Source organism: Halopseudomonas pelagia CL-AP6 (assembly GCF_000410875.1).
Taxonomy (GTDB): Bacteria; Pseudomonadota; Gammaproteobacteria; order Pseudomonadales; family Pseudomonadaceae; genus Halopseudomonas; species Halopseudomonas pelagia.
On sequence record NZ_AROI01000019.1, the window covers coordinates 1 to 12,724 of the forward strand.

General features: G+C 59.9%; 12 protein-coding genes. 10 read left to right on the forward strand and 2 right to left on the reverse strand.

Annotated elements, in window-relative coordinates:
* The first annotated feature begins 83 nt into the window (after positions 1–83).
* From K787_RS0114515 to aguA, 4 genes are all read left to right on the forward strand, one after another.
* Positions 84–1,349 (forward strand): NAD(P)/FAD-dependent oxidoreductase, encoded by a 1,266-nt coding sequence (locus K787_RS0114515; protein ID WP_022963530.1) that lies wholly within the window; start codon positions 84–86, stop codon positions 1,347–1,349.
* Positions 1,350–1,369: 20 nt separating this feature from the next.
* On the forward strand, positions 1,370–2,134 hold the full coding sequence (locus K787_RS0114520; protein WP_022963531.1) for a M90 family metallopeptidase: 765 nt from the start codon (positions 1,370–1,372) through the stop codon (positions 2,132–2,134).
* 82 nt (positions 2,135–2,216) lie between these two features.
* Positions 2,217–3,095, forward strand: coding sequence for an N-carbamoylputrescine amidase (gene aguB / locus K787_RS0114525; RefSeq protein ID WP_022963532.1), 879 nt, complete (start codon positions 2,217–2,219; stop codon positions 3,093–3,095).
* Between the two features lie 5 nt (positions 3,096–3,100).
* Entirely contained in the window at positions 3,101–4,198 is a 1,098-nt protein-coding gene (gene aguA / locus K787_RS0114530; protein WP_022963533.1) for an agmatine deiminase, read from the forward strand.
* A 46-nt stretch (positions 4,199–4,244) separates the two neighbouring features.
* On the opposite strand, the gene argH is transcribed toward aguA, so the two are convergent.
* Positions 4,245–5,639: an argininosuccinate lyase gene (argH, locus tag K787_RS0114535; RefSeq protein ID WP_022963534.1), complete on the reverse strand. Its 1,395-nt coding sequence runs from the start codon at positions 5,637–5,639 to the stop codon at positions 4,245–4,247.
* A 101-nt stretch (positions 5,640–5,740) separates the two neighbouring features.
* On the opposite strand from argH, the gene K787_RS0114540 reads away from it, so the two are divergent.
* The 6 genes from K787_RS0114540 (at position 5,741) to K787_RS0114565 (ending at position 12,013) form a co-directional block, all read left to right on the forward strand.
* Positions 5,741–6,823, forward strand: a complete 1,083-nt coding sequence (locus K787_RS0114540; RefSeq protein ID WP_022963535.1) for a sensor histidine kinase — start codon at positions 5,741–5,743, stop codon at positions 6,821–6,823.
* A gap of 3 nt (positions 6,824–6,826) precedes the next feature.
* Entirely contained in the window at positions 6,827–7,576 is a 750-nt protein-coding gene (locus tag K787_RS0114545) for a LytR/AlgR family response regulator transcription factor (protein WP_022963536.1), read from the forward strand.
* Between the two features lie 94 nt (positions 7,577–7,670).
* Positions 7,671–8,609 carry a hydroxymethylbilane synthase gene (gene hemC, locus K787_RS0114550; protein WP_022963537.1) on the forward strand — a complete coding sequence of 313 codons (939 nt, stop codon included), beginning with the start codon at positions 7,671–7,673 and terminating at the stop codon, positions 8,607–8,609.
* Positions 8,606–9,364, forward strand: coding sequence for a uroporphyrinogen-III synthase (locus K787_RS0114555; RefSeq protein WP_022963538.1), 759 nt, complete (start codon positions 8,606–8,608; stop codon positions 9,362–9,364). Before hemC ends, K787_RS0114555 begins: the two co-directional genes overlap by 4 nt.
* Before the next feature lie 13 nt (positions 9,365–9,377).
* Entirely contained in the window at positions 9,378–10,781 is a 1,404-nt protein-coding gene (locus tag K787_RS23290; RefSeq protein ID WP_022963539.1) for a uroporphyrinogen-III C-methyltransferase, read from the forward strand.
* Positions 10,778–12,013, forward strand: coding sequence for a heme biosynthesis HemY N-terminal domain-containing protein (locus tag K787_RS0114565; RefSeq protein WP_022963540.1), 1,236 nt, complete (start codon positions 10,778–10,780; stop codon positions 12,011–12,013). Before K787_RS23290 ends, K787_RS0114565 begins: the two co-directional genes overlap by 4 nt.
* Before the next feature lie 22 nt (positions 12,014–12,035).
* On the opposite strand, the gene K787_RS0114570 is transcribed toward K787_RS0114565, so the two are convergent.
* The coding region (locus tag K787_RS0114570) for an NAD(P)H-flavin reductase (protein ID WP_022963541.1) at positions 12,036–12,724 on the reverse strand (689 nt) is incomplete at its 5' end.

The following is a 12,724-nucleotide window of genomic DNA, read 5'->3' on the forward strand; positions in this document are numbered from 1 at the left end:
TCCAGGCAGGGCCGTCGGAAGTGGCGCAGGTGCACGCCCAGGCAGAATCGAAGGGCACGGTTTAAAAGGCACAGTGTAGAGACATGATAGAAAACCAATCCTGGTACCAAGCCAGCATACCGCCACAACAGCCACGTCCGAGATTACACGGCGAACTGAGTGTGGACGTGTGCATCGTCGGCGGCGGGTTCACCGGCCTGTCGGCCGCACTCGAACTGGCCAAGGCCGGTAGAACTGTCGCCTTGCTTGAAGCAGAACAGGTGGGCTGGGGTTGCTCCGGACGCAACGGTGGGCAGATCAATCCCGGCTTGGCGGCAGATCAGTCCACGCTGGGAAAACAGCTGGGAGCCGAAGCCGTCCGCGCGCTCTGGCAACTTAGCCTAGATGGCGTAGCACTGCTGCGCGCGCGCGTAGCCGACTATGCGATTGACTGTGAACTGAAGCAGGGCATTCTGCTGGTTGCCAACAAGCCACGGCATGTGCCGGAGCTGCAGGCCTGGCAGGCGCGCCTGGAACAGCTTGGCTATGACCAATTGCAATTTCATGACCGTGCGGGCTTGCAGGGTCTGCTCCAGGCCGACTATCAGGCTGGCGTCATGGATTGGGGTGGCGGCGACCTGCATCCGCTGAAATACGTGCTCGGACTGGCGGCGGCGGCCGAGCAGCATGGCGCAAAATTGTTCGAAAACTCCCAGGTACTGAGTTATCGCCAGGACAATACGGGCGTAACGGTGGACACGACGCAAGGGCAGGTCAGAGCCGGACATCTGTTGCTCGCCGGCAATGCCTATATAGGCAAGCTTCTGCCCTGGCAGCAGCGGCGCTTTATGCCTATTGGCAGTTATGTGGGTGCTACCGCACCCTTGGGCGAGCTGGTTGATCAGCTGATCCCTTCACGGGCAGCGGTCTGTGATATGAACACCCTGATCGACTATTACCGGCTCAGCGCCGATGGCCGGTTATTGTTTGGCGGTCGCGCCAGTGCCCGTGATGCCAGGCCCGAGGCGCTGCGCCAGACCATGCGCCAGCGCATGACACAAGTGTTTCCGGCGCTGGGGCAAACCGATTTCGAGTACCTGTGGGGTGGTCAGGTGGCGATGACCGCCAGCAAGGCACCGCACTTCGGTCGGCTGGGAGGGCGCGTGTTGTTCACCCAGGGCTATTCCGGCCAGGGTGTCGCGCTAGCTGGGTTGGCGGGCAAGTTGATGGCCGAGGCGGTGATGGGGCAGCAGCAGGGCTTTGATCTGTTTGCGCGGCTCAAGCATGCGCCGGTTCCACCAGGCGTTGCCCTGCAAACCGGCATTCGAGCGCTGGCCCTGTTATGGTATCGACTGCGTGATGCGCGTTAATTGAGCCTGGAGGGTCGGTCGTGTTGGAGGATTTCAAACAGTGGCGTGACGCCCGGCGCATTGATGCTCTGGGGGTAACCCCGAGGGATTGGCAGTTGGCGCTTGGCGACTGGGCTGTGTACCTGCGCTATCCTCCTGCAGAGCAGGAGCGATTGCAGCAGTTGGCCTTGCACTTGCTGCTGCACAAGCGGCTGCAAGGCATTGGTGAGCTGCAACTGACCGACAGCATGCGTCTGCGTATTGCCGGGATGGCAGCGGTACCGGTACTGAATCTCGGGCTCGAGTGGTACGACCGTTGGAAAACCATTCTGGTGTATGACGGCCCCTTTGTTGCCGAGCATGAGTGGCACGACGAGTTCGGCGTAGTGCATGCCGAGCGGCGTGCCTTGAGCGGCGAGACCATGCAGTCCGGGCCTGTGGTGTTGTCCTGGCAGGATGTCGAGCACGCTGGCGGCGCTACCGGGGTCAATGTGGTATTGCATGAACTGGCGCACACCTTGGATATGCGTTGGGATGGCGCCAACGGGGCGCCGCCGCTGCATGCGGACATGCACCCGGTGCAGTGGAAGCACGAGTTCACCCGCGCCTGGGACTATCTACAAAATAGGTACCAGCGTGGCGAGCGGTTGCCGGTGGACGACTACGCGCTGCAGGACCCTGCTGAATTTTTTGCCGTGCTCAGTGAAGTTTTCTTCGAGCAGCCGCGCAGATTGTTCGAGTCACTGCCCGGTGTATACCGGCAACTGCAGGCCTTTTATCGTCAGAATCCACTTGGGGTAGTCTGACCATTATGGAATGTGCAGTACATTTATTTACAGGTGTCGGGCTCGCCCGGCAGCCCATCTATTGTTATTGCAGGAGTGTGATATGAGTCGTCTCGTTAGCGTCGCCGCCACCCAAATGAGCTGTTCCTGGGATCGTCAGGCCAATATCGATAAAGCCGAAAAGCTGGTACGCGAAGCTGCGGCTAAAGGCGCGCAGATCATCCTGATTCAGGAGTTGTTTGAAACCCCTTATTTCTGCCAGAAGCCCAACGCCGAGTATTTACAACTGGCCACGACCATCGACCAGAATCCGGCTATCGCCCACTTCAAGGCGCTGGCCAAGGAGCTTGAAGTGGTGTTGCCGATCAGCTTTTTCGAGCTGGCTGGTCGCGCGCGCTTCAACAGCATTGTGATTATCGATGCCGACGGCAGCAATCTGGGTTTGTACCGCAAGAGCCATATTCCGGATGGCCCCGGTTACCACGAAAAATATTACTTTAATCCTGGCGATACCGGCTTCAAGGTCTGGCAGACCCGCTATGCGAAGATTGGTGTGGGTATTTGCTGGGATCAGTGGTTCCCTGAATGCGCACGCAGTATGGCCTTGATGGGTGCGGAAATTCTGTTCTACCCCACGGCCATCGGTAGCGAGCCGCATGATCCGAATATCACCTCACGCGATCACTGGCAGCGTGTGCAGCAAGGCCATGCCGGTGCCAACCTGATGCCCTTGGTGGCGAGCAATCGCATTGGCCGCGAGGAGCAGGACGACTATGACATTACCTTCTATGGCTCCTCGTTTATTGCTGATCAGTTCGGGGCCAAGGTCCAGGAGCTGAACGAAACTGAAGAGGGCGTGTTGGTGCAGCAGTTTGATCTCGACGAGCTTGAACATATCCGCAGTGCCTGGGGTAGCTTCCGTGATCGCCGGCCTAATCTATATGGCCCGATCAAAACCCTGGATGGTTCACTGGAGTCCTGATCACGATGTATACCTTGCATAGTACGCCCCGCGCCGATGGTTACAGCATGCCTGCCGAGTGGGCTCCGCACAGCCAGACCTGGATGATCTGGCCCGAGCGCCCGGACAATTGGCGGCTGGGAGCCAAGCCAGCTCAAGCAGCCTTTGCCGACGTCGCGCGGGCGATTGCCAGCTTTGAGCCGGTGACTGTGTGTGTGTCTGCGGCGCAGTACGAAAACGCCAATTTGCAGCTGAGCCACCCCGGTATCCGCGTGGTCGAGTTGACCGCAGACGACGCCTGGGTGCGCGACACTGGCCCGACCTTTGTCACCCATCCCCATGGTGGGTTGCGCGGCGTGGATTGGACCTTCAACGCCTGGGGCGGATTTAACGGCGGTTTGTACTGGCCCTGGCAGCGCGACGATCAGGTTGCTGACAAGATACTCGGCCTGGTGCGCAGCCCGCGTTATCGCACCGAGGGTTTTGTGCTGGAGGGCGGCGCTTTTCATGTGGACGGTGAAGGCACGCTGATTACCACCGAAGAGTGCCTGCTCAACCCCAATCGCAATCCGCATCTGCTACGCGAAGAAATTGAAATCAAGCTGGCCGACCACCTGGGCATCGACAAGGTAATCTGGTTGCCGGAAGGGCTGTTCAATGACGAAACCGATGGGCATGTCGACAACTTTTGCTGTTTTATTCGGCCCGGTGAAGTACTGCTGGCCTGGACCGATGATCCGGAAGATCCGAATTTCGACCGCTGTCAGAAGGCGCTAAGAATACTGGAAGCCAGCCGCGATGCGCAGGGGCGTGAACTGAAGGTGCATCGCATGCCGATCCCGGGTCCGCTCTACGCCACCGCAGAAGAATGTGCTGGCGTGGATCGGGTAGCTGGTTCACAGCCACGCGATCCATCGATTCGACTGGCCGGCTCCTACGTGAATTTCCTGATCGTCAATGACGGCATCATCGCACCCAGCTTTGATGATCCGCAGGATGAACCGGCAAAAGCCCTGTTGGAGCAGTTGTTCCCGGATCGGCGGGTGGTGATGGTGCCGGGGCGGGAGATCTTGCTGGGTGGTGGCAATATTCATTGCATCACTCAGCAGCAGCCTAACGCCTGACTGAAGAGGAGGCCCTGCTTTGTGCCAGGGCCTTCTGTTTCAAGCGTTACTCAGCCAACAGCTCACGACCGCGTTTGACTGCCGCCAGCACCTGCTTGGGCGCCGTGCCACCGATATGGTCGCGGGCATTGACCGAGCCTTCCAGCGTCAGCACCTCAAACACATCCTGATCGATCTGGTCGCTGAACTGGCGCAGCTCATCCAGGCTCATCTCGGCCAGATCCTTGCTCGACTCCACGCCGTACTTCACCGCATGGCCAACGATCTCGTGGCAGTCACGGAACGGCAGCCCTTTGCGCACCAGGTAATCGGCCAGATCGGTGGCGGTGGAGAAGCCGCGCAGGGCGGCTTCGCGCATCGCCGGCACCTTGGGCTGGATCGCCGGGATCATGTCGGCAAAGGCGCGCAGGCAATCGCGCAGCGTATCAGCGGCGTCGAACAAGGGTTCCTTGTCTTCCTGATTGTCCTTGTTGTAGGCCAGTGGCTGGCTCTTCATCAAGGTCAGCAGGCCCATCAGGTGGCCGTAAACGCGGCCGGTCTTGCCGCGCACCAGCTCGGGTACATCCGGGTTCTTCTTCTGCGGCATGATTGAGGAGCCGGTGCAGAAGCGGTCGGGTAGATCGATAAAGTTGAACTGCGCACTGGTCCACAGCACCAGTTCTTCGGAGAAACGCGAGAGGTGCATCATGGCCACGGACGCCGCCGCGCAGAATTCGATGGCAAAATCGCGATCGGATACGCCGTCCAGCGAGTTGCCGGATACCGCATCGAAGCCGAGCAGTTCGCAGGTCATCTGCCGATCGATCGGATAGGTGGTGCCGGCCAGTGCAGCGCTGCCCAGTGGCATGCGGTTGACGCGCTTGCGGCAATCGAGCAGGCGTTCGCGATCGCGGCAAAGCATTTCGAACCAGGCCAGCAGGTGATGGCCGAAGGTCACCGGCTGCGCGGTCTGCAAATGGGTAAAGCCGGGCATGATTACATGCGCATGGCGCTCGGCCTGATCGAGCAGGCCGGTCTGCAGGCGCGCCAGTTCGACCAGAATGATGTCGATTTCTTCGCGCAGCCACAGGCGAATATCGGTGGCCACCTGATCGTTACGTGAACGGCCGGTGTGTAGCTTTTTGCCGGTGACGCCAATCTGCGCGGTCAGCCGCGCCTCGATATTCATGTGCACATCTTCCAGATCCACCCGCCAGTCAAACTGACCCGCTTCGATTTCGCTCTGGATGCTGCGTAGTCCGGCAAGGATGCTGTCGCGCTCCTCCTCGCTCAACACGCCGACCTTGGCCAACATGGTGGCATGGGCAATCGAGCCCTGAATGTCGTGTTTGTACAGGCGCTTGTCAAAATCCACCGAGGCGGTGAAGCGGGCGACAAAGGCGTCAACCGGTTCGCTGAAACGGCCACCCCAGGATTGATTGGTTGTCTGATCTTGGCTCATAGGTCGCGTTGGCTCGCAATGTGAAAAGTTTGGCTGGCAAAGGTCGATAGCATACCACTTCATGCTTGCGTGATGGCGCCCCGCTGGCGGACACTTGACCGATGAAGAACGGACTCTGGACACTGCTCAGTAAACCCTATGCGGGGGAAGATTTCTTCCTCCCGGACCTGTGTTCCTCCATGGCGGTTTTCACCCTGGTGGTACTGGCTGAATTGCTCGTGCTGATTCTGGTGCTCGCGGTACCGGTGGCGGGCGGCTTTGATTGGCTGAGCCTGGCCATGGCCTCGTTATTTGTACAGTGGATCGTGCTGTTGTCTGCGGCGTTGCTTTGCCGGCTGCGCGCTTGGATGCAGCGGCGGGCGTTGCTGCTGGCGTTGGCTATGTGCTTCACCGTGGTAGTGGGGCTCACGCTGTTTTTCAGCGTCATGGCCGACTGGGTACTGGGCGCCGGTATGTTGGGGCCGCCCGAGTTCCACCTGCAACAGATGCTCAGGCATGGTCTGATCGCGCTGATCATGACCAGTTTGTTATTGCGCTACTTCTATTTGCAGCAGCAATGGCAACGCCAGCAGCAGGCCGAACTGAAGGCTCGCCTGCAGGCACTGCAATCACGCATTCGTCCGCATTTTCTGTTCAACAGTCTCAACAGCATTGTCAGTCTGATTGGCAGCGCTCCACACAAAGCCGAAAACGCCGTGTTGGATTTGGCGGATTTATTTCGCGCCAACTTATCTGAAGCGGACGGCGTCGCGACCTGGGAGGAGGAGCTACGGCTGTGCCAGGGTTATCTGCGGATTGAACAGTATCGCCTGGGCGATCGATTACAGGTTAGCTGGAATATCGCTGCGCTACCGCCTGCCACACCCATCCCGTTACTGACGCTACAGCCGCTGTTGGAAAATGCCATTTTGCACGGCCTGCAGCCGCGCCTGGAGGGCGGTGATATCTGTATCGTAGGGCGTTGGGATGCGGGCTGCGTCGAACTACTGGTGTCAAACAGTTGTCCACCCTTGGAGACCAACCATCAAGGCGCGCGTATGGCGCTGGATAATATTCGTGCGCGACTAACCGGGCTGTTTGGGCCTGAGGCAAAAGTCGAATCCTGGCGTGAAGAGGCGCGCTTCTTCAGCAGGCTGGTCTATCCTTGTAATCACCCCTTGTCCATTTTGCAGAGAAGTCATTAAGGCATGAAAGTACTTATCGCCGATGATGAACCCTTGGCCAGAGAGAGACTGGCCCGACTAATTACTGCGTTACCCGGCTATGAGCCGCTGCCCGCGAGTGCCGCCAATGGTCAGGAGGCGCTGCAACTGATCGCCGAGCAGCAGCCGGATATCGTACTGTTGGATATCCGCATGCCCGGCATGGACGGGTTGCAGGCCGCTGCCAGGCTATGCGAGATGGCCGATGCCCCCGCCGTGATATTTTGCACGGCGCATGGCGAGTACGCACTAGACGCCTTTGCCGTCAGCGCCGTTGGCTACCTGCTCAAGCCGGTGCGCAGCGAAGACTTGGCGGAGGCATTGGCCAAGGCGCAGAAGCTCAATCGGATGCAACTGTGCAGTCTTGGCCGGGTTAACGGTCAGGGCGAGACAATGCAGGCCCGTAGCCATATCAGCGCCAGAACCCGCAAAGGCGTCGAGCTGATCCCCATCGATGAGGTGCTGTATTTTATCGCGGATCATAAATATGTGACGCTGCGGCACACCGATGGAGAAGTGCTGCTGGACGAACCACTCAAAGCCCTGGAGGATGAGTTCGGCGACTATTTCGTGCGCATCCACCGCAATGCCCTGGTCGCCCGGCATCGCATTGAGCGGCTGCAGCGTAGCTCGATAGGCCACTTTCAGTTGCAGCTCAAGGGGCTGCCCGAGGAGGCCCTGACCGTCAGCCGCCGGCACGTCCCTGGTCTGCGCAAGCTTATGGGGCAATTGTGAGGCATTTTTTCGCACCCGGGCTTGCGACGCAGACCCGCATGGATGCCAAGCCAGGCATGGCGTATCATGCGGGCTGGTTTTGAAAGAGAATCCCATGAGTCGACATCTGCGAATTGCCACCCGCAAGAGCGCCCTGGCCCTGTGGCAGGCCGAATTCGTCAAGGCGCGCCTTGAACAATTGCACAACGGGCTGACCGTCAGCCTGGTCCCGATGGTCAGCCGTGGCGACCAGCTGCTGGATTCGCCGCTGGCGAAAATTGGCGGCAAGGGCCTGTTCGTCAAAGAGCTTGAAACCGCGATTCTCAATGATGAGGCCGACTTGGCCGTGCATTCGATGAAAGACGTTCCCATGGCCTTCCCTGAGGGGCTGGGTTTGTACGCGATCTGTGAGCGTGAGGATCCGCGTGACGCCTTTGTATCCAACCACTTCGAGCGGCTGGATAGCCTCCCGCAAGGCAGCGTGGTGGGGACATCGAGCTTGCGCCGGCAAGCGCAGATCATGGCCCGCCGGCCGGACCTGACCGTGCGGTTTCTGCGCGGGAACGTCAATACTCGGCTGGCCAAACTGGATGCTGGTGAGTATGACGCTATTATTCTGGCTGCAGCGGGTCTGATGCGCCTTGGCTTTCACCAGCGGATTCGATACGCCATGCCTCCCGAGGAAAGCCTGCCTGCCGGTGGCCAGGGGGCTGTGGGTATCGAGTGTCGTAGTGCGGATACCGAGCTGCATGCCTTGCTGGCACCCTTGAATGATGAAGACAGTGCCTTGCGGGTGCGCGCCGAACGCGCGCTGAATACCCATCTCAACGGCGGCTGCCAGGTACCGATTGCCTGTTACGCCGAGCGCGCGAATGGTCAGCTATGGCTGCGGGGGATGGTGGGCAATCCGGATGGCACTCTGTTACTAACGGCAGAAGCGTCAGGCGCGGAGTCTGAGCCGGAAGCTCTGGGTATCCAGGTCGCAGAAAATCTGCTCAGCCAGGGTGCCCAACAGATTCTTGATGCGGTTTATCAGGACGCTCAACCGCAGTGAGCGGGGTGCTGTTGCTGACGCGCTCAGAGCTGGATAACCAGCGCCTGGCGCGCAGCTTGGCCGAACTTGGGGTGCGTACTCGCAGTATGCCACTACTGCATATTGAGCCACAGCTCGAATCGCCAGCGCAGCGTGAGTTACTGCTGGATATCGATCGGTATCACGCTGTGATCGTAGTCAGCCCAGTGGCTGCCAGGCTAGGTCTGGAACGTTTGGATGAGTATTGGCCGCAAATGCCTGTGGGCCTTGAGTGGTTTGCTGTGGGCCAGAGCACCGCTGCTGTACTACAAGCGGCCGGGTTGCCAGCGCAAGCGCCTGCCCAGGGTCAGGATTCAGAAGCATTGATGGCCTTGGCGCGCTGGCAGGCGCTGTTGCTCACTCGCCATCTCAGAGTGCTGATCTGGCGCGGGGTGGGCGGGCGCGAGTATTTGGCCGAGCAGATCCGCAATCTGGGCGGGCGGGTAGACTATCTGGAATTGTATCGCCGCTGCGCAGCAGACAAATTACCAAGCGCACTAGCAGAAGCAGCTGACGCTGGTGTGACGGGCATACTGGTGCTGAGCGTACAGGCGCTTGAATACTGGCATCAAGCAGCGGCCGAACAGTGGCTGCAGCAGGCCGGTTGGCGCTGCTGGGTGCCCAGCCAGCGCGTGGCCGACCGCGCAGCAGCGTTGGGCTGCCGGGACATAATAGTATGCAGCGGTGCAGATGACAGCGCCGTGATCGAAGCCGTAAAGGCTCATCCGCTGACGTAACAAGGGGAATAGTGTGAAACCGACAGATCAAAATAACAGCAGCGGCAAGGGCGACACCAAGGTCGAAAAGAGCGATAAAGCAGGCACCCCTACTCCCGCATCGCAGCCGGTATTATCGGCGGAGCCCGGCGTTACCCCGGTAGCTCAAGCCGAACCGGATGCCAAAGGTGGTATTCATTCTGGTACTCCTCCCCCGGTAGAGCCCGTCACGCCGCCCCCCGCGAGCGCAGCCAAGGGTTCTACTACCAGCGCGGCCGGCCAGTCGAGCACGGCTGCGCCGTCGCCCGGCAGCACGGTAAAACCCAAATCGGATACGGGGTCAACGCCCGCCGGTGGCAAGTCGCCCGCAGGCACGCCCCCAGGCGGCAAGCCGCCTACACCACCAGCAACCCCCTCCGGACCGAGCCGTGGGCTTTCCGGGCTGGCGCTGTTGGTGGCACTGGCGGCATTGGGGCTGAGCGGTTGGCAGTGGTATCAAGCAGACCAGCGGCAGGCGAGCGAAGCGTCCTTAACTGAGCAGTTATCTCAGTTGCAATTTGCTCAGCAACAAAATCAACAGCGTGTCGATGAACGTCTTGAGGGTCTGCCCAGCGCCAGTGAGTGGCAGCAGATCGAACGCCTGAGCGCTGATCTGCAACGCAGTCAACAGGCCGTCAGCCAGCGGCTGGACACCCTGCAAGGTGATGCCCAGTCAGATTGGAAGCTGGCGGAGGCAGAGTATCTGCTGCGGCTGGCTAGTTTGCGGCTGCTCGCTTCGCAGGATATTACCTCGGCGCGCGAATTGCTTGCGGCGGTGGACACTATTTTGCAGAACCAACCCGACAGCGGCGTATTTGCAGTACGCGAGCAACTAGCGCAGTTCCAGGCTGAGCTGAGTGCATTGCCGGTCATTGATCGTTCAGGCGTATTTCTGCGTCTGGCGGCAATGCGTGAACAGGTCAAGCGTCTGGTCGCGTTGCCAGTGCCGGTATTTGATCCGGATGAGGTCAGCGTCGAAGAAGAGTATGAAGACCGATTGGCCAGGCGCACCCGCGCTGAACGGGTGCTGATGCGCCTGGAGCGCTATGTGCGGGTGGATTTCCAGCGTGGCAAGGTCATTACGCCATTGTTGGATGAAGCTGAGCTGCAACGCGTGCAGCGCACGCTGCAACTGGCCATGGAACAGGCTCAGTGGGCCGCGTTGCGCGGCGAATCGGACGTATACAAGACCAGTCTGGAGCAGGCTGACGGCATGTTGCGCCAGTATTTCGAGATGGAAAACCCTCAGGTTCGGGCCATGCAAGGGCAGCTGGAAAATCTTGCCGAGCAGGAGGTTAGCCTCTCGCCCCCGGATCTTTCGCCGCTACAGCAGGGCCTGGCTGCCTATATCCAGAGCCGTCGTAGCCCTGCTACGGCTGATGGGGAGGCTGCCGAATGAGCAAAAGTTATCTGGCTGTACTGGCCGTACTGCTGGTCGCAGCGCTGCTGGGTATGGCGGTTGCCGAAGATCCCGGCTACATACTGATTGCCTGGCGCAACATGTCGATCGAGACCAGTATCTGGGTTGGCGTCGGTTTTCTGTTGGCCCTGTGGCTGTTGCTATCGTTGTTGCGGGCAGTGATCAGGGTGCTGAATGTATCTGGACGCCGAATCAATCCCTGGTCCCGGCACAATCGCGAGCGGCGAGCCAACCAGGTGGCCACCCGAGGCTTGCTGGAGTTTGCCGAGGGCCATTGGAGTAATGCCCTACGCTTACTCAAGCGCTCGGCGCCGCACACCGAGCAGCCATTGATCAACTATCTGGCAGCGGCGCGTGCAGCCCATGAGCTGGAAGATTACCAGGAGTGCGATAGCCTGCTGCGCGAGGCCTATGAGACGATCCCTAAGGCTGACGTAGCCATTGCCGTGACCCAGGCGCAGTTGCAAATCGCCCGTGGGCAGTTGGAGCAGGCGCTGGCCACCCTCACTCGGCTGCGTAAAGACCATCCCAAGCATCTGTATGCGTTGAAGCTGATGGGTCAGTTGTACGCGCGGCTCGAAGACTGGCAGCGTCTGGAGCAACTGTTGCCCGAGCTGCGCCGCCACAAGCTACTCAAGCCGGCAGATCAGCAAGCGTTGGAGCATCAGGTGTATATCGCGCTGCTAAGCCAGGCCGGGTCACGCGGGCAGCATCAGGAGCCAGGTCAGACCAATGCAGTGACCGCCGTATGGGAGCCGCTGCCCAAGCTGCTGAAGCAGGATCCGGCGCTAATTGAAGCCTACTGCCTGCAACTGCGTGCGCTAGGCCATGACGAGCTGGTTGAGGAAACCCTGCGGAACGCCCTTCGGCAGACCTTCAACGAGCGATTGGTGCATCTCTATGGGATGGTGCAGGGCAAGGACCCTGCCCGTCATTTGACCACTGCGGAACATTGGCTGACCGAACATCCGCATAATGCGACCCTGCTGTTGGCATTAGGCCGCCTGGCCCTGCGCAACAGTCTATGGGGCAAAGCGCGGGAGTATCTTGAGGCTAGCTACGCCAGCCGGCGCGATATCCAGACTTGCGCGGAGCTGGTGCGCTTGCTTGAACATCTGGGTGATCAGGCGGCCAGTCAGGCGATGCTGCGTCAGGGCTTCGAGCTGATGGTCCATGACCTGCCCATATTACCCATGCCGGCGCCGCGGTGAGCCTGCCAGCTGCGCCTCCGGGTTAATCCCGGGGGGCGTAGCTGAATACGTCCGCGTGCATCTGTTCGGCGGGCATGCCGGCCTCGACCAATGCATCTAGCGTGGCGTAGACCATGCTCGGTGAGCCGCTGACGTAAAATTCGTACTGGCTGAGGTCGCCCAGGTCTTGGTTTATGGCTTGGTGCAGCAGCCCCTGGCGTCCGGTCCATTCGGGGTGATCGCTGACGATCTGGTGCAGCACCAGTTTGCTGTTTTGTGTCCATGACTCCCAATGGGCTGCCTGATACAGTTCATCACCATGACGCACTCCCCAATACAAATGCAGTTCATGGGCAAAACCAATATTCAGCAGGTGCTGAACCATGCTCTGCATCTGCGAGAGTCCAGTACCAGCGGCAATCAGTACAATCGGCCGATCCGGTAGCTGCGCGAGGTGGCAGTCGCCCAGAGGTACTTGCACCTGAGCAATGCGTTTGCTGCGTAGCTCCTCAATGAGCGCCAAGGTAGCGGGTTCGCGGCCGAGGATATGCAGTTCCAGATCGCGCCCTTCGTGGGGTGCAGATGCAATCGAAAAAGCCGAGGCTTCACCGTCGGGACGGGTCAGCAACAGATATTGGCCTGCGTGATAGCGCAGCAGCTTGCCCGCCGGCATGCGCAGCACCACCCGCCAAACCTCCCCGCCCATCGGTTCGCACGCCACTACTTGGCAGG